We start from the raw sequence: 20013 nt of genomic DNA, 5'->3' as shown, positions 1-20013 counted from the left end.
CGTGAGGTTCCCCGCCGCGTCCGACCGGGGGTATCGGGGAGGCTCAGGCCTCCGGGAAGTGGCAGGCCGCCTCCCGGCCGCCCGGCCCGGCGATCCGCAGCAGCGGCCGTTCCGTCCGGCAGATCTCCTGTGCCTTCGGGCAGCGCGGGTGGAAGGTGCAGCCGGCCGGCGGGTTCGCCGGACTCGGCGGGTCTCCGAGCAGCACGATCCGCTCGCGCGCCCGCTCCGCCGCCGGGTCGGGCAGCGGCACCGCGGACAGCAGCGCCTTCGTGTACGGGTGTGCGGGGTTGCCGTACACCTCGGCCTTGGCGCCGATCTCGACGATCCGGCCCAGGTACATCACCGCGACCCGGTCGCAGACCCGCTTGACCACCGAGAGGTCGTGCGCGATGAACACGTACGCCAGCCCGAGCTCCTGCTGCAGCCGCTCCATCAGGTTGACCACCTGCGCCTGGATCGACACGTCGAGCGCGGAGACCGGCTCGTCGGCGATCACCAGCTTCGGCGAGGTGGCCAGCGAGCGGGCGATGCCGATGCGCTGCGCCTGGCCGCCGGAGAACTCGTGCGGGTAGCGGTCGATGTGCTCGGGGATCAGCCCGACCAGTTCCATCAGCTCGCCGGCCCGCCTGCGCGCCTCGGCCGCACCCGCCCCCTGGACCAGCAGCGGCTCGGAGATGATCCGGGCCACCGTCTGCCGGGGGTTGAGCGAGGAGTACGGGTCCTGGAACACCATCTGCAGGTGCCGCCGGTACGGCCGCAGCCGGGCCTGGGAGAGCCCGCCGATCTCGGTGCCGTCGAAGGTGACGGTGCCCGAGGTCGGGTCGAGCAGCCGGACGATCATCCGTCCGGTGGTGGACTTGCCGCAGCCGGACTCGCCGACCAGGCCGAGCGTCTCGCCCGTGCCGACGTCGAAGCTGACCCCGTCGACGGCCCGGATCGGGGTGCCGGGCCGGCCGGTGCGCCCGCGCCGGCCGGGGAAGGTCTTCACCAGGTCCCGTACGGACAGCAGGGTCTCGGTCATCGCCGCGCTCCTTCCGGCACCAACGGGAGGTGGCAGGCGGCCTGGTGGCCGGGGGCGAGCGGGCCGAGCTCGGGGCGTTCGGCCAGGCAGCGGGCGTGTTCCTCGGCGGTCGCGGCGGTGGTGCGGGCGCAGCGCGGCGCGAAGGAGCAGCCGGGGGCGGGGGCGATCAGCGACGGCGGGCTGCCGGGGATGGCACGCAGCGGGGCGTCGTCGGTGTCGTCGAGGCGGGGCAGCGAGTCCAGCAGGCCTCGGGTGTAGGGGTGCGCGGGGGTGCCGAACAGCCGGTCCACCGGGGCCTGTTCGGCGGCCCGGCCGCCGTACATGACCAGCACCTCGTGGGCGACCCGGGCGACCACGCCGAGGTCGTGGGTGATCATGACGACGCCGAGGCCGCGGTCCTGCTGGATCCGGGCGATCAGGTCGAGGATCTGGGCCTGCACGGTGACGTCGAGGGCCGTGGTGGGCTCGTCGGCGATCAGCAGGTCGGGTTCGCAGGCGAGCGCCATGGCGATCATGACGCGCTGGCGCATGCCGCCGGAGAACTGGTGCGGGTACTCGTCGACCCGGCGGGCCGGTTCGGGGATGCCGACCTCGGCGAGCATCTCGGTCGCGCGCTCCCGGCCGGCCTTCCGGGAGGCCTTGAAGTGCACCCGGTAGTGCTCGGCGATCTGCTCGCCGACCGTGTAGAAGGGGTGCAGGCTGGACAGCGGGTCCTGGAAGATCATCGCGATCCGGCGGCCCCGGACGCTGCGCAGCTCCCGCTCCCCGAGTCCGTTCAGCTCCCGCCCGTCGAGCCGGATCGAGCCGGTGACGGCGGCGCCGCGGTGCAGGCCCATGACGGCCAGCGAGGTGACGGACTTCCCGCTGCCGGACTCGCCGACCAGGCCGAGCGTCCGCCCGGCCTCGACGGTGAAGGAGATGCCGTCCACCGCCCGGACGGTGCCGCGCGGGGTGTCGAAGGCGACCTTGAGGTCCTCGACCTCCAAGAGGGACATCAGTACCTCACTCTCGGGTCGACGTACGCGTAGAGCAGATCGACCAGCAGGTTCGCGGCGACGATGAAGGCGGCCGCGAGCAGGGTGACACCGAGGATGACGGGCTGGTCGGAGCGGACCAGCGCGTCGTAGAAGAGCCGTCCGACGCCCGGCAGTCCGAAGATCGACTCGGTGATGACGGCGCCGGCCAGCAGCCCGCCGAGGTCCATGCCGAAGATGGTCAGGATCGGCGTCATCCCGGCGCGCAGCCCGTGTTTGACGGCGACGGTGCCGGCCGGCAGGCCCTTGGCGCGGGCGGTGCGGATGTACGGCTCGGCCATCGCCTCGATCATCGAGTTGCGGCTCTGCCGGGCGTACATGGCCGCGTACAGCAGGGCGAGGGCGACCCACGGCAGCAGCAGGTTGGATGCCCACTCGACCGGGTTGTCGGTGAAATTGTGGTACGCCGGGTAGGGCAGCAGCCCGGCGGTTCGGACGACGCCCCAGATCAGCATGATCGAGGTGAAGTAGACCGGCAGCGAGGCGGCGCCGACCGAGAGCACCATCAGCGTCTTGTCGGTGACACCGCCCTTGCGCAGCGCCGACGTGACGCCGGCGCCCAGGCCGAGGAGCAGCCAGAGCACAGCCGCGCCGATGGCCAGCGAGACGGAGACCGGCAGGCGGTCGGTGAGCAGGTCCCACACCGGCAGCGAGTACTCGTAGGAGTAGCCGAGGCAGGGGAAGCCGCAGTGGGTGGCGCTGGGCCCGCTGCCGTAGTCGCGCCCGGCGAAGATGCCGGTGACGTAGGTGGCGAACTGCTCCCAGACCGGCTTGTCCAGGCCCATCGCCACCTTGACCTCGGCGACCCGTTCGGGGCTGCAGGTCTTGCCGCAGGCGGCCACCGCCGGGTCGGCGGGCAGCAGGTAGAAGATGGTGAAGGTGATCGCACAGATGGCCAGCAGGATGCCGGCCGCGCCGAGCAGCCGACGGCCGAGGTAGAGGATCACGACCGGCCTCCCCGGGGGTCGAGGATGTCGCGCAGCGCGTCGCCGAGCAGGGTGAAGGCGAGCACGGCGAGGAAGAGGAAGCCCGTCGGGATCAGGAAGTACGTCGGGTCGGTCTCGTAGAAGCTGATGCTCTCGGCGATCATCTGCCCCCAGGAGGGGGTCGGCGGGCGCACGCCCACGCCGAGGTAGCTGAGCGCGGCCTCGGTGGCGATCATGCCGGGGACGAGCAGCGTCATGTAGGCGATGACCGGGCCGGAGACGTTCGGCAGGATCTCGCGGGTGAGGATCCGCCAGGAGCGGGCCCCGCCGACCTTGGCGGCCTCGACGTACTCGCGGTGCTTGAGCGAGAGGGTCTGGCCGCGGACCACGCGGGCGATGCCGGGCCAGCCGAACAGGCCGATCACCAGGGTCATCAGCAGGATCCGGTTGACGTCCTTGGCGACCGACATCATCGAGATCATGAAGATCAGGGACGGGAAGGACATGGTGAGGTCCATCAGCCGGGAGAGCACGGCGTCGGTCCGGCCGCCGAAGTAGCCGGCGGCGATACCGGTCAGGGTGCCGGTGACCACGACCACCGCGGTGGCGGTGAAGGCGATCAGCAGCGAGACCTGGCCGCCGTGCAGGACCCGGGCGAACAGGTCGCGCCCGGTCGCGGGTTCGACGCCCAGCCAGTGCCGGGTGCCGACGCCGCCGAAGTCGCCGATCGGCAGGCCGCCGAGGTACGGGTCGACGGCGCGTTTGTCGAACTCCTCGGGGGACCAGCCGCCGAGGGCGCTCAGCGGGCCGGCCAGGGCGGTCAGCAGGAGCAGGAGGGCGACCGTGATCAGGCCGAACCGGGCCGAGCCCCTGGCCCAGAGCTGGTCCCAGACCAGCCGCCAGGGCCCGCGGCCGGCGGCCTTCGCGGGGCCCGCCGCCGCGACCGGCGCGGCGACGGGCTCAGTGGTGGTACTCATCGGACGGTCCCTCAGCCCTGGCTCTTGGCGGGGTCCTTGAGACCGATGGTCGCGAAGTCCCACTGGCCGGTCCACACCGGGTGGCCGAAGGCCCCCGCCACGTTGGTGCCGGCCAGGAGCGGGCGGCGCTGCCAGAGCATCGGCACGGTGGGTGCCTTCTTCAGCAGGTCGTCGCCGAGCTGGAGCCACGCCTTGTTGGCCTCGCCGACGTCGCTCATCGCGTTGATCTGGTCGATCCGGTCCGAGGTGGCCTGGTCGCGGAACTGCTCGACGTTGCCCTGGTTGCCCTTCTCCTTGATGGTGCGGCCGTCGAAGACCATGGGCAGGAAGGTCGCGCCCGACGGGTAGTCCGGGCACCAGCCGAGGATGGCGAGGTCGGGCGCGTTCTTGGTGTCGCCGACGGTGTCGTAGTAGACCGACGGGTCGGCGGTGGTGATGGTGACCTGGATGCCGACCTTGGCCAGCGACTGCTGGAGCGCCTCGGCCCGGGTCTTGTCCCCGGAGGAGACGGTCAGCGACACCTTGAGGTCGGTCTTGCCGGCCTCCTTGAGCAGCTGCTTGGCCTTCTCCGGGTCGCCGGTCGGGGCGATCTTCAGCGTGTCCTGCTTGGTGCCGCCGGTCAGCGCGGGCGGCAGGTAGGAGGTGGCCACGTCGGCCATCGCCGGGCCGCCGTACGCGGTGACCTGGGCGTCCCGGTCCACCGCGTACGTCAGTGCCTCGCGCACCTTCGGGTCGTCGAACGGGGCCTTCGAGGTGTTGGGGTAGAGCATGTCGGTGCAGCCCTGCTGCTCGGCGATCAGCCGGGACTTCACGTCCGGCTTGGGCAGCACCTTGGGGATCGACTCCGGGCGCAGGTTGGCCCACTCGACCGCGGAGGCGTCCGCGCCCTCGCTCGCGATGATCCGGTCGTCGACCTGTCCGCCCTTGAGGCCCTGGACGACCACGATCTTGTCCGGGTAGGCCTTGCGGACGGTGTCGGTGGACTGGTCCCAGTTGGTGTTGCGGACCAGGACCAGCTGCTTGCCGCGGTCGTAGGTCTCGATCTTGTACGGGCCGGAGGAGAACGGGCGCAGGTCGTACTGGGTGCCCTTGTCCTGGGACTGCGGCACGGGCGCGAAGGTCGGCAGGGTCGCGGTGTAGGAGAACTCGGCGACCGGGCGCTTGAGGTGGAAGACCACGGTCCTGTCGTCCGGCGTCTCGATGCTCGCCAGGTGCTCGCCGTTCAGCGGGCCCTTGTAGTTCTCGCCGCCGGCCAGGTACTGCTGGGCGTAGTCGGGGCCGCCGGTGAGGTCCGCGGCGAAGGAGCGCTCGACGTTGTACTTGACGTCGGCGGCCTTGATCGGCGTGCCGTCCTCGTACTTGACGCCGTCCTTGAGGGTGAACGTCCAGGTCTTCCCGCCGTCGGAGGACCGGCCGAGGTCGGTGGCGAGGTCGGGGACGATCTCGCTGCCCGCGGCGCCGGGCTCGGCCTTGAAGGTGACCAGGGTGCGGTAGAGCAGCCGGATGCCGAAGTCCATGTTCGGCATCGTCCAGTTGCGGGCCGGGTCGAGGTGGGCGAAGTCCTGGTTCGAGAGCACGGTCAGCGTGCCGCCCTTGACCGGGGTGCCGCCGACGATCGTCCCGGAGGCGGCGCCGGGGGCCTGGGTACGGCCGGCCGCCGCGCTGTCGCCGCCGCTGTCGCTCTTGTCGTTCTTGCAGGCCCCGAGGCCGAGGGTGAGGGTCGCCGCGAGGGCCGCCGCGAGGGCGGCGTGGGTGCGCCTGGTCATGTTGCAACTCCGCTGTGGGGGGCCCGCCGTGAAGGCCCGTGGTCCGCCCCGGGGCTGGTCCGGGATCGACCGGGGAGGGCGACCGTCGAGGTCTGGCCGCTCCGCCGTGTGACCCGTAACATAGTAATGTGAAATTGCACTGCACAAGAGGCGGCGCCGCCCGTTACCGAGCTGTGTCCGGGCTGCACCGCCCCTGTCCCGTATAGGAGTTAACCGGTGACCCTCCGTCAGACCAGCCTCGCCACCGGGAGTCACGACCTCCCCGTCTCCCCCACGCTGGACGCGTTCATGGGCACCCGCTGGGCCCCAACCCCGCTCCCCGCCGACCGGCGCGTCCCCGGCCACGACCGGTTCCCGGGCCGGCGCGCCCGGCTCTCCGCCGCGTTCCCCGGCGAGCGGCTGATCGTCCCGGCCGGACGGCTCAAGGTCCGCTGCAACGACCTCGACCACCGCTTCCGCCCGCACAGCGCGTACGCCTGGCTCACCGGCCTCACCGGCGAGGACCAGGCCGACCACGTCCTCGTCCTCGAACCCGCCGGGCCCGAGGGCCACGAGCCGATCCTGTACCTGCGCCCCCGCTCACCGCGCGGCAACGACGCGAGCGGCACCGACGCGAACGGGACCGAGTTCTACCGCGACCGCCGCTACGGCGAGTTCTGGGTGGGCCGCCGCCCCGACCTCGCCGAGGCCGCGCAGCTCACCGGCCTGCGCACCGAACACCTCGACGACCTCGGCAAGCTCCTCGACGGACCGCGGCCACCCGCCCGCGTCCTGGCCGGCACCGACCCGTTCGTCGACGAGGCCACCGGGCGCCCCGGCGCCTCCTCCCACCGGGACGGCGAACTCGCCGCCGTCCTCTCGGAGTTGCGCCTGGTCAAGGACACCTGGGAGATCGGCCAGCTCCAACTCGCCGTCGACCACACCGTCCTGGGCTTCCAGGACGTCGTCCGCGCCCTGCCCGCCGCCCTCCGCCACCACCGCGGCGAACGCTGGATCGAAGGCGTCTTCGACCTCCGCGCCCGCGCCGAGGGCAACGGCACCGCCTACACCACCATCGCCGCCTCCGGCGCCCACGCCTGCGTCCTGCACTGGATCCGCAACGACGGCGCCCTCGACCCGGACTCCCTGCTCCTGCTCGACGCCGGCGTCGAGACCGACACCCTCTACTCCGCCGACATCACCCGCACCCTCCCCCTCAGCGGCACCTTCTCCCCCGTCCAGCGCCAGGCGTACGAGCTCGTCCTCGCCGCCCAGACCGCCGGCATCGCCGCCCTCCGCCCCGGCGCCCGCTTCCGCGACTTCCACCGCGCCGCCATGCGGGTCATCGCCGAAGGCCTCGCCGACTGGGGCGTCCTGCGCATCCCCGCCGAACAGGCCCTCGCCGACGACAACGGCCTCCACCGCCGCTACACCCTCTGCGGCAGCGGCCACATGCTCGGCCTCGACTACCACGACTGCGCCAAGGCCCGCGCCGACCGCTACCTCGACGGCACCCTGGAGCCGGGCATGGTCCTCACCGTCGAACCCGGCCTCTACCTCCAACCCGACGACGAAACCCTCCCCCTGGAACTCCGCGGCCTCGGCATCCGCATCGAGGACGACCTCGTCATCACCCCCGACGGCGCCCACCTGATGTCCAACGCCCTCCCGAGAACGCCCGCGGACATCGAATCCTGGATGGCCGACCTCCTCCGCTGAGCCCCGCCGGGGAGCGGTCGCTCACGCCACCTTGATCGTCCGGTCCCCGCGCCGCACGGCCACTTCGACCTCGCCGCCGATCGCCGCCGCATACGCCCGCAGATTGTCCAGACTGTCCACCTGCCCGTGCTCGATCTGCGACACCCGTGCCTGGCTCACCCCCATCAGCCCGGCGACCTCCTTCTGCGTCAGCCCGGCAGCTTTTCGGAGCTCGGCCAGCTCGTACCCGCGGATCCGCGCCAGCGTCTCCCGCCGCATCTGCGCCCGCTGAGCCTCCGCCTCCGGCGACGCCAGCCATGGGTTGATGCGCTGAGCCTCGGCCCACACCTCGGTCCAACTACGGCCCTTCATGCGCGCGCTCCCTTGTCCTTCTCGCCGATGTACTGCTCATAGCGAGCTTCCGCCAGCGGGATGTTGACGTCGTACCACCGGGACCACTCCCCGTTCTTGTCGCCGGCGACCAGGATGATCGCCTCCCTTTCGGCATCGAAAACGAAGAGCATCCGAATCTCCGAGGTGCCGGCCGAACCGGGCCTCAGTTCTTTGAGGTTGTGCAGTTTGCTTCCGTGAATTCGGTCCACCAACGGACGCCCTGGCAACGGCCCCCGCCGGGCGAGGATGGTGATCGCGTCGGCGATCTGGTCCGCCGTATCCGGGTCCTTGACGCAGATGTCCAGAAACCAGTCGTTCACCGGCGCCAACAGTGAGATCTCCCACATGCTCGCGACATTAAGTTGTCCCTTATGCGTTACCGCGCACTTTCCCGCCTAATCCACCCCTGCGGGCGACAACACGCCCGATGCCGCGCGCGCCGGGCGCACTACCCTTGCGCGGCCCGCCACAGCTCCGCGACGATCTCCTCCGCCGAGCCCGTGCGGGCAGCGCGGTGGGCCGTGCCGGCCCAGAGGTGCATGGCCTGGGCGTCGGCGCGGCGGGTGGCGGCGGCGCGCAGCGGCTGGGTGAGGTGGTGCACCTCGGGGTAGGCGGGCGGGGCGTACGGGCCGTAGCGGTCGATGAAGGCGTTCCGCAGGCCGCGGGCCGGGCGGCCGGTGAACGCCCGGGTGACGGTCGTCTCCGGGAGTTCGGCGAGCGCCGCCCGGTGGGCGGCCGACGCGCCGGACTCGTCCGCACGCAGCAGCGCCGTCCCCAGCTGCACCGCCACCGCCCCGGCCCGCAGGGCCGCCGCCACCGCCGGACCGTCGCCGAGCCCGCCGGCGGCGATCAGCGGCAGGGACGTCACCGCGCGGACGGCGCCCAGCAGTTCGAGCAGCGGCACGTCCCCCGGCTCGTCCTCGACCCGGTGGGTGGCCCGGTGCCCGCCCGCCTCCGGGCCCTGCACGCACAGCGCGTCCATCCCGGCCGCCTCCGCCGCCCGCGCCTCCTCGGGCGTGGTGACGGTGCCGACCTGGTACGACCCGGCCGCGCGGACGGCCGCGGTCTCCTCCGCCGTCGGCAGCCCGAAGGTGTACGACACCACCTCGACCGGATCCGCGAGCAGCACGTCGAGCTTGGCTTCCCAGTCGTCCCGGTCCGGCCCGATCTCCTCCGGCAGCCGCACGCCCCACCGCTCGGCCTCCGGCCGCAGCCGCTCCCGGTAGGCCGCGACGGCCGCCGGATAGCCGGGCGCGGCCGGGACGAAGAGGTTCACCCCGACCGCCCGGTCCGTCAACTTCCTTACCAGGTCGATCTGTTCTGCCAGGCCACCGGCGGTCCGGTACCCCGCGGCCAGAAACCCCAGCCCGCCGGCCCGGTTCACCGCCGCCACCAGCTCCGGCGTGGACGCCCCGCCCGCCATCGGCGCGGCGATCACGGGGACGGCGAGCTCTTCGAGTCGGACGGCCACCGGGGTTCCTCCACTCCAGGGAACGGTTCGAACCCGTCCCACCCTACGCTCGGCGGATCAGCCCGCGCCCGCGCGCCGCCCGCACCGCCGTCGTCCGCGAGTCGACGCCCAACTTGGCGTAGATGTGCACCAGATGGGACTTCACCGTGGCCTGGCTGAGGTGCAGCGCCTGGCTGATCTGCTGGTTGGTCAGCCCGTCCGCGACCAGTCCCAGCACCTCGGTCTCCCGGGCACTGAGCGCCGCCGCAGGCGTCCGCATCCGCTCCAGCAGCCGGTCCGCCACGGTCGCCGCGAGCGCGGGCCGTCCGGCCGCCGCCGCGCGGACGGCCTGCGCCAGCTCCTCCGGCGGAGCGTCCTTGAGCAGGTACCCGGTGGCGCCCGCCTCCAGCGCGGGCAGGGTGTCGGCGTCCGTGTCGTACGTGGTGACGACGAGCACCCTCGGCGCGCCCGCCCGCGCGGTGATCGCGGCCGTCGCCTGGGCGCCGTTCATGGCCGAGCCGGGCCCGAACTGGAGGTCCATCAGCACGACGTCCACCTCGGCCCCGGCGGCCAGCTCGACCGCCCGCTCGGCCGTCGCCGCCTCCGCCACGATCGCGAAGTCCGGCTCGCTCTCCAGGACGGCCCGCAGCCCGGCCCGCACCACCGGATGGTCGTCCGCCAGCAGCAGCCGGATCACCCTGAGCTCGCTCCGCTCACTCATGAACCCACCTCCGTCACCGGCAGCAGCACCGCGAGCGCCGTCCCCTCGCCGGGCGCGGACTCCACCGCGAAGGTGCCGCCGAGCGCCCGCGCCCGGGCCCGCATGGACGGCAGCCCGAACCCGCCGTCGTCCCCGCCCGGGCGGCCGGCGACCGCCGCCGGGTCGAACCCGGCCCCGTCGTCGAACACGTCCAGTGCCACCTCACCCTCCATGTAGCTGAGCGTCACCTCGGCGTGCGAGGCCCCGGCGTGCCGGACGGTGTTGCCGAGCGCCGACTGCGCGATCCGGAGCAGCGCGACCTCCTGCGGCACCGGCAGCCGCACCGGGTCCCCGGACACGTGCAGGTGGACGGGCAGGCCGCTGTGCGCCGTCGTGGTGGCGCACAGCCGCTCCAGCGCGACGGGCAGCGGGTCGCCGTCCAGCGCGGGCGGGGTGAGCGCGCGGACGAACCGGCGGGCCTCGTCGAGGTTGTCCTGGGCGGCCTGCCGGGCCTGCTCGACGTACCCGGCGGCGGCCTCGGTGCGCTCGGGCAGGGCCCGCTGGGCGGCCCGCAGGAGCAGCTGGATGCTGCTGAGGCTCTGCGCCAGGGTGTCGTGGATCTCCCGGGCGAGGCGTTCGCGTTCGGCCGTCACCCCGGCGTTGTGGTGGGCGGCGGCGAGGTCGGCGCGGGCGGCGGTGAGCTCGTCGATCAGCCGCCGGCGCTCCTCGCTCTCCCGGTACAGCGCCTGGTAGCCGAGCACGGTCGCGGTGGCGACGGCCGCGCCGAGCGCGGGGCCGATCGCGGCGGCCAGGTTGAAGCCGTGCTGGTGCCAGGACCACGCGGCGATCGCAGTGGCTGCGGTCAGCCCGACAGCCACCACCCCGCCGCGCCGTCCGAGCAGGTGCAGTTCGAGGAAGTACAGCGGGAACGCCAGCCAGACCCCGTCCTGGGTGGCGATCAGCACGCCCGCCCAGGTGACGCCGAGCAACGCCAGCCACAGCGCCGCCGCCCGGCGCGAGCGGCGGACGGCGGCGAGCCTCGGCCCGGCCGCGTACACGGCGGCCATCGCGGTGGCGGCGGCGGTGACGGCCGCCGGGTCGACGTGCCGGCCGACGAGGGCGCGGGCGACGGCGAGGACGAGCAGGCCCGCCACGAGCAGGTGCAGGCAGACCTGGAGGACGCGGGCGACGGGGGTGGTGCGGGAACGTTCGGTCGCCATCCGTCCAGCCTAAGTTCCGTCGCCCGAGCCCGGCATCAATCAAAAGGTTGAACTCCGCTTCTGCCCTTCGATGCGGAGGATGCAATCCCCCGTGCGATGCCCGAGGGCCCCCTTCTCCACGACGGTGGAAGCGTCGGAAAACACCTGCACGCAGAGAGGCCCGTCGTGTTCGTCGCCTGGAGGGATCTGGGGTTCGCCAAGGGGCGGTTCGCCCTGATGGGAACCGTCATCGTGCTGATCACCGTGCTGGTCGGCCTGCTCTCCGGGCTGACCGCCGGGCTCGGTAGGCAGAACATCTCGGCGATCACCGGCCTGCCTGCCGACCACCTGGTCTTCGCCAAGCCCGCCGACGGCCAGAAGCTGTCCTTCACCGACTCCCAGGTCACCCCCGACCAGTGGCAGGCCTGGTCGCACGAGCCGGGCGTCACCTCCGCCCAGCCGCTCGGCATCACCACCACCAAGGCCGCCGCCGGTCAGCGCACCGCCGCGCTCTCCGCGTTCGGCGTCCCGGACGGCTCCGACCTGGCCCCGCAGGGCGCGCGGATCGGCCCCGGCCGGGCCGTGCTGTCGAAGACCGCCGCCGAGAACCTGGGCGGCCTCGCCCCCGGCGCCGAGTTCACCCTGGCCGGTCACCGGCTCACCGTCGCCGCCGTCGACGGCGACGCCGCCTACAGCCACACCCCGGTGGTCTGGACCGGCCTCACCGACTGGCAGCAGGTCGCCCCCGGCGGTACCGGCCACGCCACCGTCATCGCGCTCCGCACCACGAACAACGCCGACCTCGCCGGGGCCGACGCCCGCCTCGGCACCGAGACCCGCACCCGCGACGACTCCCTCGCCGCGATCGGCTCCTACACCTCCGAGAACGGCTCGCTCCAGCTGATGCGCAGCTTCCTCTTCGCCATCTCCGCCCTGGTGATCGGCGCGTTCTTCACCGTCTGGACGATCCAGCGCAGCGGCGACATCGCGGTGCTCAAGGCCCTCGGCGCCTCCACCCGCTACCTCCTGCGCGACGCGCTCGGCCAGGCCGTCCTGCTGCTGATGCTCGGCACCGCCACGGGCACCGCACTCGCATTGGGTGCCGGCGCGCTGATCGGCTCCGCCGTCCCCTTCGTCCTCGACGCCCCGACCCTGCTCCTGCCCGCCGCCGTGATGATCGCCCTCGGCGCGGTCGGCGCGGCCCTGTCCATCCACCGGATCACCTCCGTCGACCCGCTGACCGCCCTGGGGAGCGCCCGATGACCTTGACCCTCGACCGCATCACCCTCACCTACCCGGACGGCGACGGCCGGCTCACCGCACTCGACGACATCTCGCTGACCGTCCCCAAGGGCACCATCACGACCGTGGTCGGCCCGTCCGGCTCCGGCAAGTCCAGCCTGCTCGCGGTCGCCGCAACCCTGATCACCCCCGACTCCGGCCGGGTCGTGGTGGACGGCACCGACACCACCGGCCTCGGCCGCGCCGACCTCACCGCGCTGCGCCGCACCCGCATCGGCATCGTCTTCCAGCAGGCCAACCTGCTGCCCTCGCTGACCGCCGTGGAACAGCTCCAGGTGATGGCCCACCTCGACGGCCGCTCCCCGCGCGCCGCGCTCCCCCGCGCCCTCGAACTCCTCGACGCCGTCGGCCTCCGCGACCAGGCCGCCCGCCGCCCCCACCAGCTCTCCGGTGGTCAGCGCCAGCGCGTCAACATCGCCCGCGCCCTGATGAACGACCCCACGGTCCTGCTGGTCGACGAACCCACCAGCGCCCTCGATCACCAGCGCGGCGCCGCCGTCCTCGACCTCATCACCGACCTCACCCACCGCCGCGCGACGGCCACGGTCCTGGTCACCCACGACCGCACCCACCTGACGGCCGTGGACCAGATCGCCGAAGTCCACGACGGCCGCCTGAGGGTGCCTGCGGCGGCCTGAGCTAGGACAACAGGTCGTCCACCGAGAGCATCACCGAGGTCTCGGGCAGTGTGAACGACTGCCCGGGGCGGTGCACGACCTGTTCCCGGTAGTCACCGTCCGTGGGATCAGTTAGCACCATGACCCGCCGATCGATGCGGTCCACGATCACATAGACCGGCACTCCGGCCATCGCATAGGCCGCAGGCTTCCTGGTGAGGTCGCTGCACAACACCGCCGAAGTCACCTCCAGCACAAGGCGAAAGCACTTCGGGTCATAGCAGTTGTACGTGACCACGTGGTTGTGAATCTCCGGATCCACGATCGAGAGATCCGGCATCGCATAGTCGTCCGGTCCTGTGGGCAGCCAGATCGCAATCCTCTGGATGGGCTTCGGACCGGCCCCGACCATCCCGGCTTTGAAGCAGGCGGCCATGACGTCAGTGAGAATTCCGGCATGCCCGATATCCGGCAGAGGCTCGACGGTAACCTCACCGCCGAGCACCTCCACCCGGTGCTTGGGAAACCGCTCGAAGAGTGCCTCGGCCATGTCGAGTACTGAGTACGGCACAAGCGGATCTTCCCGCCCTCGACCCGACGCCCGCCGCACTTTCCGAGGCCGCCACCCGAACGAGTGGTTTAGCCCCTACCGCGCCCGCAGCCGCAGCGCCGGCCTCTCCTCCGCCGCCGCCTCCTGACCGTTGGCCCACAGCGACCGCACGTGGCTGAGGTGCCGCGTCATGCACGCCTCCGCCGCCTCCGCGTCACCCGCGAGCATCAGGTCCAGCAACTCCAGGTGCTCCTCCGCCGACGACACCAGCTCGCCGCGCTCGTCGAGCCGGTTGAGCCCGTACAGCCGCGAGCGCTTGCGCAGGTCGCCGACGACGTCGACCAGCCGCGCGTTGCCGGCCAGCCCCAGCAGATCCAGGTGGAACTGCCGGTCCGCCTCCAGGTACCCGATGAGGTCGTGCTTGCGCGCGGCCGCGACAATCGCCTCCGCCTGCGGACGCAGCCGCTCCAGCTGGTCCTTGGTGGCGCTGCGGGTGACCCGGCCGACGGTCGGGACCTCGATGAGGGCGCGGATCTCGGTGTAGTCGTCGAGGTCGCGCTCGGTGAGTTCGGTGACCCGGAAGCCCTTGTTGCGGACGGCCTCGACCAGGCCTTCCCGCGCGAGGTCGAGCATGGCCTCGCGGACGGGGGTGGCGGAGACGCCGAAGTCGGCGGCGAGCGCGGGCGCGGAGTAGACGACGCCGGGGCGCAGTTCGCCGGAGATCAGGGCGGCGCGGAGCGCGTGGGCGACCTGGTCGCGAAGCCGCTCCTGCACGGAGATCAGGGTGCGGGGTTTGAGGTCGGCCATGGTGTTCCTCCGAGTCGGTGCAGAACACCAGTGTACAATGTCACGTTACGGTGCGTGCGCAACAGTCCACGATTCGACCGCAGCTCATCGTGGCAGCGGCCGCCGGCCGTGACAACGGCCGACGGCACACGATCTGCTACGCCGCCCCGAACCGCCCTGCCATCAGCGGCCGTTCCGATGCACCTCCGCCGCGACCGCCAGGTCCTCCCAGGCCATGCCGACGCTCTTGAAGAAGCGCGGCCGGTCCCTCGGCACCAGCGCGTCGCCGCGCACCAGCTCGGCCAGGTTCCACATCTGCCGGCCGCCCACGCCCGCCATGATCAGGTCCCCGGCCTCGCGCGCTGCCACCGCCCGTGCCTCGACGTACAGTTCGGCCCGCCCGACCAGCACCTCGTCCACCTCCCGCGCGTCCGGCTCGTGCGAGCCGACGGCCGCGACGGCGGCGTGCGCGGGCACCAGCGCGCCGTCGAACAGCGGCGTGCGCGCGGTGGTGCAGCAGACCACCACGTCCGCCTCGGCCACGGCCTCCGGCCCGCCCACCGAAGCCTTCAGCCCGAGTCCGCGCGCGTACGCGGCCAGCTCCGCCGCCGGCCCGGCGCTGCGCGCCACGACGGTGAGCCGGGTCAGCGGCCGGATCGCGCGCAGCGCGTCGAGGTGCCCGTACGCCTGCGGCCCGGCCCCGAAGACCACCAGGTGCGCGGCGTCCGGCACGGCGAGCCGGCGCAGCGCGACGGCGGTGACGGCGGGCGTGCGCAGCGCGGTGAGCGCGGCACCGTCGAGCAGGGCGACGGGCTGCAGGGTCGGCCCGTCGAGCAGCAGGTAGCTGCCGGTGATCCGGGGCAGTCCGCGGGCGGGGTTGGCGGGCGCGACGCCGGCGATCTTGACGCCCGCGTACGGTCCGGCGGCGGCCGGCATCATCAGCAGCTCGCCGGCCGGGACGGGCACGGCCGAGCGGGCCGGCGCCGTCTCCGGGTCGAGCCCGTCGAGCAGCACCCGCTCGATCGCGTCGGCGGCCTGCCCCGGCGTGACCCGGCCAACGCCCGGCACGGCGTACTGGAGCGGCTCATCCGCCGCACCGGGCTGCACAATGGGGCCCCCAGCAAAGGAACCCCCAGCAGAAGAGCGAGCAACAGAAGAGCTCACAGCAGAAACCCCGCCCCCAGCTCGTCCCCCGGCTCCAGCACGAACCCGTGTTCCCCCGTCCGGTGCGCAGTCCCCGTGACCTCCGTGACGACGCCCCTGCCCAGCGGGTCCCCGCCGGGCAGCACGCGCCCGCGGAACACCGTCCCGATGACGGACTCGTGCCGCAGCTCCTCCCCCGGCGCGAGCCGCCCCTCGGCGGCGAGCACCGCCAGCCGGGCGGAGGTGCCGGAGCCGCACGGCGAGCGGTCGATCTGCCCGTCGGCGAAGACGGTGACGTTCCGCTGGCTCAACACCCCCTCCTCCGACGGAAGTTCGTCGTACAGGACGACCCCGTAGACACCCGACAGCCGCGCGTCCGACGGGTGCGCCACCGCCTCCGAGCCGGCCAGCAGCTCCCTGATCTCCCGCCCCACGGCGGTCAGTTCGGGCAGCAGCGCGGGTTCCACGGACAGCCCGAGCGCAGCAGCCGGCACCGAGGCGTAGCAGGCACCGGAGTGCGCCACGGCGACCTCCACGGTCCCCCGCGAGGTCACCACGGGCAGCTTCAACGCGCCGACCCGGGTGGGCACGTTGCGAAAGGTCACCCCGGTGGTCCGCCCGCCCGCGCGGTGCACCAGCGCAGTGACCCGCCCGGACGGCACGTCGATCCGCACCCGCGCCACGCCGTCCGCGGGGGCGGCGACCAGCCCGGAGTCCACGGCCCACGCCCCGAGCGCGATGGCGCCGTGCCCGCAGGCCGTCGAGTACCCGTCCTTGTGCCAGAACAGGACGCCCAGGTGCGCCTCGTCGTCGTCCGGCGGCACCAGGAACCCGCCGTACATCCCGGCGTGCCCGCGCGGCTCCCGGACGAGCAACTGCCGGACCTTGTCCAGCGCGCTCGGCCGGGGCGCGGTCGCGCTGCCGCCCGCGCCGATCGCGATGGCCCGCCGCTCGGCGACGCTGTCCCCGGGGATGGCCGGCACGCCGTCCAGGACGATCCGGAACGGCTCCCCGGCCGTGTGGTAGTCCACCGTGCGGACGAACATCAGGCGCCCCCGGCCGGAAGCACGCTGACCGTCCGGCTGACGGTGTAGAAGTCCAGCGCCGCCTGGCCCTGTTCGCGCTCCCCGTGGCTCGCGCCCTTGGCGCCGCCGAACGGCAGGTGGAAGTCGACGCCGCTGGACGGCGCGTTGATCCGGATCATGCCCGCGTCCAGCCGGTCGGCGGCGGCGAGCGCGACGTCGAGGCTGCGGCTGTGCACCGAGGTGGACAGGCTGTGCGGGGTGTCGTTGGCGAGCGCGATCGCCTCGTCCAGGTCGGCCGCGGCGTGCAGCACCGCGATCGGGCCGAAGAACTCCTCGCGCGCCAGCGGGTGTTCGGCCGGTACGTCGGTGAGCAGGGTCGGCTCGACGTACCAGCCGTCCCGGTGGGGCACCCGCCCGCCGGTGAGCACGGTAGCCCCGGCGGCGACCGCCGAGACGACGGCATCCGTCAGCCGGTTCCGGGCGGCGGCGTTGACGACCGGCCCGCAGACCGCATCGTCGACCGACGCCAGCGCCTTGACCAGCGCGTCACGCAGCGGCTCGTACGCGGCGCCGACCGCGATCACCCGGCTGGTGGCGGTGCACTTCTGCCCGGCGTACCCGGCGATCGCGGCGGCGAGGTGCCCGGCGGCCTGCGCGATGTCGGCGTCCGGCAGCACCAACGCGGCGTTCAGCCCGCCGAGTTCGGCCTGCACGGGCACCCCGCGCCCGGTCGCGGCCCGGACGACGGCCCGGCCGACGCCGGTCGAGCCGGTGAACGACACCACGTCCGCCGCGTCGACCAGCGCCGCGCCCTCCTCCGCCCCGCCCGGCAGCACGGTGAACACGTCCTCGGACAGCCCGGCGAGGCCCGCCAGCTGGGCCAGCCGCAACGCACACGCCGTCGCCTCGGGCGCCGGCTTGAGCACCACGGTGTTGCCGACCGCCAGCGCCGGCGCCGCCTTCCAACTCGGGATCGCCAGCGGGAAGTTCCACGGCGCGATCAGCCCGGCCACCCCGTACGGGCGGCGCCGGGTGAGCAGCAGTCCGGGCCCGGCGGCGGTCTCGTGCACCGCACCGGACGGCGCGTACGGCGCCTGCGCGTAGTACCGCCAGATCGCCGCGGTCCGGGCGACCTCGCCCCGCGCCTCGGCGAGCGGCTTGCCGACCTCGCGCACGATCAGCGCCGCCAGCTCCTCCGCGTGCGCCTCGACCGCCTCGGCGAGCCGGCCGAGCGCCGCCGACCGGGCGCCCGCACCGGCGGCGAGCCACCCGGACTGCGCGGCCCTGGCCCGCCCGACGGCGGCTCGGACGGCCTCGGCACCGGGCTCCTCGACGGCGACGACGAGGTCCGCGGGGTCGGCGGGGTTGTACGAGGTGATGGTCACAACTAGCAGCCCTTCAAAGGTGGTTCGACACGGAGGCTCAGAGCAGGAACCCCGCCGGGAACGGGTCGGTCGGGTCGAGGAAGTACTGGGCGGTCCCGGTCACCCAGGCCCGCCCGGTGACGGTGGGCACCACGGCGGGCCGCCCGGCCACCTCGGTCTCCTCGACCAGGCGCCCGACGAAGGTCGTCCCGATGAAGGAGTCGTTGCGGAAGTCCCGCCCGAGCGGCAGTTCGCCGCGCGCGTGCAGCTGCGCCATCCGCGCCGAAGTGCCGGTGCCGCAGGGTGAGCGGTCGAACCAGCCGGGGTGGATGGCCATCGCGTGCCGCGAGTGCTCGGCGGTCGAGCCGGGGGCGAGCAGCTGGACGTGGTGGCAGCTGTGGATGGACGGGTTCTCCGGGTGCACCGGCCGGTCGGGGCCCGCGTTGATCGCGTCCATCAGGGCCAGCCCGGCGTCCAGGATCTCCTGCTTGCGCCCGCGCTCGAACGGCAGCCCGAACTCGGCGAGCGGCAGGATCGCGTAGAAGTTGCCGCCGTACGCGAGGTCGTAGCCGACGGTGCCGTACCCGGGCACCTCGATCTTGCGGTCCAGCGCGACGGAGTACGAGGGCACGTTGCGGATCGTGACCGCCTTGGCGGCGCCGTCCTCGACCCGCACCTCGGCGATCACCAGCCCGGCGGGCGTGTCCAGCCGCACGGTGGTGACCGGCTCGACGACCGGCACCATCCCGGTCTCGACGAGCACGGTGGCGACGCCGATGGTGCCGTGCCCGCACATCGGCAGCAGCCCGGAGACCTCGATGTAGAGCACCCCGAAGTCGGCGTCCGGCCTGGTCGGCGGCTGCAGGATGGCGCCGCTCATCGCGGCGTGCCCGCGCGGCTCGTACATCAGCAGGGTGCGGAAGTGGTCCAGGTTTTGCTGGAAGTGCACCCGGCGCTCGGCCATGGTGGCGCCGGGGATGACGCCGAAGCCACCGGTGATGACCCGGGTCGGCATGCCCTCGGTGTGCGAGTCGACGGCGTGGAACACGTGACGGCTACGCATGGCTTTTCGGCTCCCGTCGAAGGGTGGGACGGATGAAGGTGGGACGGATGGGGGTGGGCCGGGCCGGCTGCCCCCGCAGCCGGCCTGTCGAGTACTGCTCCTGACCGAGGGCCAGGCAACGAACCGCGACGAACCGCTACGCCAGGCCCTCGGCCAGCGCCTTCTCGGTGGCCGCGCGGACGGCCGCCTCGATCTCCGGGCCCAGCGGCTGCCGCGGCGCCCGGACCGGACCGCCGGGGCGCCCGGCGATGTCCATGGAGAGCTTGATGGCCTGGACGAACTCGGTCTTCGAGTCCCAGCGCAGCAGCGAGTGCAGCGCCTTGTACAGCGGCAGCGCGTTCTCCAGGTCGTGCGCGACGGCGGCCCGGTAGAGCGCCACCGAGGCCTCCGGCAGGGCGTTCGGGTAGCCGGCGATCCAGCCGACCGCGCCCGCCAGCGCCAGCTCCAGCAGCACGTCGTCGGCGCCGATCAGCAGGTCCAGCCCGGGAGCCAGCTCGGCGATCTCGTACGCCCGGCGGACGTCGCCGCTGAACTCCTTGACGGCGACGATCGAGCCCTCGGCGTGCAGTTCGGCGAGCAGCGCGGGAACGAGGTCGACCTTGGTGTCGATCGGGTTGTTGTACGCGACGATCGGCAGGCCCGCCCCGGCCACCTCGGCGTAGTGCGCGCGCACGGAGGCGTGGTCGGCCCGGTACGCGTTCGGCGGCAGCAGCAGGACGGAGCCGGCGCCCGCCTCGGCGGCCTGCTCGGCCCAGCGGCGGGACTCGGCGCTGCCGTACGCGGCGACGCCGGGCATGACCCGGGAGCCGTCCCCGGCCGCCTCGACGGCGACCTCCACGATCCGGGCGCGCTCCTCGGCGGTCAGCGTCTGGTACTCGCCCAGGGATCCGTTGGGGACGACGCCGTCGCAGCCGGACTCGATCAGCCAGCGGACGTGCTCGGCGTAGGCGTCGTAGTCGACGGAGAGGTCCGGGCGCAGCGGGATCGTGGTGGCGACCATGATGCCGCGCCAGGGCCGGG

20 protein-coding genes are annotated in these 20013 nt (G+C 73.2%); 3 read left to right on the top strand and 17 right to left on the bottom strand.

Features of this window, described 5'->3' with window-relative positions:
- Positions 1 to 43: 43 nt before the first annotated feature.
- Genes KV557_RS28420 through KV557_RS28400 form a run of 5 tightly spaced genes read right to left on the bottom strand, consistent with a single transcriptional unit; the run spans position 44 to position 5724 of the window.
- Positions 44 to 1021 carry an ABC transporter ATP-binding protein gene (locus KV557_RS28420; RefSeq protein WP_218204368.1) on the bottom strand — a complete coding sequence of 326 codons (978 nt, stop codon included), beginning with the start codon at positions 1019 to 1021 and terminating at the stop codon, positions 44 to 46.
- On the bottom strand, positions 1018 to 2016 hold the full coding sequence (locus tag KV557_RS28415; protein ID WP_218204367.1) for an ABC transporter ATP-binding protein: 999 nt from the start codon (positions 2014 to 2016) through the stop codon (positions 1018 to 1020). The genes KV557_RS28420 and KV557_RS28415 overlap by 4 nt, the downstream gene beginning before the upstream one ends.
- A complete protein-coding gene (locus tag KV557_RS28410) occupies positions 2016 to 3002 on the bottom strand; it encodes an ABC transporter permease (protein WP_218204366.1) in 987 nt (328 codons plus the stop codon). Before KV557_RS28410 ends, KV557_RS28415 begins: the two co-directional genes overlap by 1 nt.
- Positions 2999 to 3958 carry an ABC transporter permease gene (locus KV557_RS28405; protein ID WP_218204365.1) on the bottom strand — a complete coding sequence of 320 codons (960 nt, stop codon included), beginning with the start codon at positions 3956 to 3958 and terminating at the stop codon, positions 2999 to 3001. The genes KV557_RS28410 and KV557_RS28405 overlap by 4 nt, the downstream gene beginning before the upstream one ends.
- A gap of 11 nt (positions 3959 to 3969) precedes the next feature.
- Positions 3970 to 5724 (bottom strand): ABC transporter substrate-binding protein, encoded by a 1755-nt coding sequence (locus tag KV557_RS28400; RefSeq protein WP_218204364.1) that lies wholly within the window; start codon positions 5722 to 5724, stop codon positions 3970 to 3972.
- A 216-nt stretch (positions 5725 to 5940) separates the two neighbouring features.
- Here KV557_RS28400 and KV557_RS28395 point away from each other — a divergent pair, with 216 nt between their 5' ends.
- Positions 5941 to 7422: an aminopeptidase P family protein gene (locus KV557_RS28395; RefSeq protein WP_308130117.1), complete on the top strand. Its 1482-nt coding sequence runs from the start codon at positions 5941 to 5943 to the stop codon at positions 7420 to 7422.
- A gap of 21 nt (positions 7423 to 7443) precedes the next feature.
- Here the strand turns inward: KV557_RS28395 and KV557_RS28390 are convergent, their stop codons facing one another.
- From KV557_RS28390 to KV557_RS28370, 5 genes are all read right to left on the bottom strand, one after another.
- Positions 7444 to 7773: a helix-turn-helix domain-containing protein gene (locus KV557_RS28390; RefSeq protein ID WP_218204363.1), complete on the bottom strand. Its 330-nt coding sequence runs from the start codon at positions 7771 to 7773 to the stop codon at positions 7444 to 7446.
- A complete protein-coding gene (locus KV557_RS28385; RefSeq protein ID WP_218204362.1) occupies positions 7770 to 8141 on the bottom strand; it encodes a type II toxin-antitoxin system RelE/ParE family toxin in 372 nt (123 codons plus the stop codon). Before KV557_RS28385 ends, KV557_RS28390 begins: the two co-directional genes overlap by 4 nt.
- Before the next feature lie 101 nt (positions 8142 to 8242).
- The gene (locus KV557_RS28380; RefSeq protein ID WP_308130116.1) at positions 8243 to 9265 is read right to left on the bottom strand and encodes a nitronate monooxygenase; all 1023 of its coding nucleotides are present in this window, start codon (positions 9263 to 9265) and stop codon (positions 8243 to 8245) included.
- Between the two features lie 43 nt (positions 9266 to 9308).
- Positions 9309 to 9965 carry a response regulator transcription factor gene (locus tag KV557_RS28375; RefSeq protein ID WP_256178062.1) on the bottom strand — a complete coding sequence of 219 codons (657 nt, stop codon included), beginning with the start codon at positions 9963 to 9965 and terminating at the stop codon, positions 9309 to 9311.
- The gene (locus KV557_RS28370; protein ID WP_218204361.1) at positions 9962 to 11164 is read right to left on the bottom strand and encodes a sensor histidine kinase; all 1203 of its coding nucleotides are present in this window, start codon (positions 11162 to 11164) and stop codon (positions 9962 to 9964) included. The genes KV557_RS28375 and KV557_RS28370 overlap by 4 nt, the downstream gene beginning before the upstream one ends.
- Before the next feature lie 165 nt (positions 11165 to 11329).
- Here KV557_RS28370 and KV557_RS28365 point away from each other — a divergent pair, with 165 nt between their 5' ends.
- Together KV557_RS28365 and KV557_RS28360 are read left to right on the top strand one after the other, a co-directional pair.
- Positions 11330 to 12406: an ABC transporter permease gene (locus tag KV557_RS28365; RefSeq protein WP_218204360.1), complete on the top strand. Its 1077-nt coding sequence runs from the start codon at positions 11330 to 11332 to the stop codon at positions 12404 to 12406.
- Positions 12403 to 13083 (top strand): ABC transporter ATP-binding protein, encoded by a 681-nt coding sequence (locus tag KV557_RS28360; RefSeq protein ID WP_218204359.1) that lies wholly within the window; start codon positions 12403 to 12405, stop codon positions 13081 to 13083. Before KV557_RS28365 ends, KV557_RS28360 begins: the two co-directional genes overlap by 4 nt.
- A 1-nt stretch (position 13084) precedes the next feature.
- On the opposite strand, the gene KV557_RS28355 is transcribed toward KV557_RS28360, so the two are convergent.
- The 7 genes from KV557_RS28355 to KV557_RS28325 form a co-directional block, all read right to left on the bottom strand.
- Positions 13085 to 13612 carry a Uma2 family endonuclease gene (locus KV557_RS28355; protein ID WP_218204358.1) on the bottom strand — a complete coding sequence of 176 codons (528 nt, stop codon included), beginning with the start codon at positions 13610 to 13612 and terminating at the stop codon, positions 13085 to 13087.
- Between the two features lie 96 nt (positions 13613 to 13708).
- Positions 13709 to 14419, bottom strand: a complete 711-nt coding sequence (locus tag KV557_RS28350; protein WP_218204357.1) for a GntR family transcriptional regulator — start codon at positions 14417 to 14419, stop codon at positions 13709 to 13711.
- Between the two features lie 162 nt (positions 14420 to 14581).
- Positions 14582 to 15505: an ornithine cyclodeaminase family protein gene (locus tag KV557_RS28345; protein ID WP_308130115.1), complete on the bottom strand. Its 924-nt coding sequence runs from the start codon at positions 15503 to 15505 to the stop codon at positions 14582 to 14584.
- Positions 15506 to 15558: 53 nt separating this feature from the next.
- Entirely contained in the window at positions 15559 to 16587 is a 1029-nt protein-coding gene (locus KV557_RS28340) for a proline racemase family protein (RefSeq protein WP_218204356.1), read from the bottom strand.
- Positions 16587 to 17951: an aldehyde dehydrogenase family protein gene (locus KV557_RS28335; RefSeq protein WP_308130114.1), complete on the bottom strand. Its 1365-nt coding sequence runs from the start codon at positions 17949 to 17951 to the stop codon at positions 16587 to 16589. The genes KV557_RS28340 and KV557_RS28335 overlap by 1 nt, the downstream gene beginning before the upstream one ends.
- Positions 17952 to 17988: 37 nt before the next feature.
- A complete protein-coding gene (locus KV557_RS28330; protein WP_218204355.1) occupies positions 17989 to 18993 on the bottom strand; it encodes a proline racemase family protein in 1005 nt (334 codons plus the stop codon).
- A 136-nt stretch (positions 18994 to 19129) separates the two neighbouring features.
- Positions 19130 to 19993: a dihydrodipicolinate synthase family protein gene (locus KV557_RS28325; RefSeq protein WP_218204380.1), complete on the bottom strand. Its 864-nt coding sequence runs from the start codon at positions 19991 to 19993 to the stop codon at positions 19130 to 19132.
- Positions 19994 to 20013: the final 20 nt, after the last annotated feature.

The organism is Kitasatospora aureofaciens (assembly GCF_019192735.1).
GTDB lineage: Bacteria > Actinomycetota > Actinomycetes > Streptomycetales > Streptomycetaceae > Kitasatospora > Kitasatospora aureofaciens_A.
This window is presented reverse-complemented; position numbering and strand designations above follow the sequence as displayed.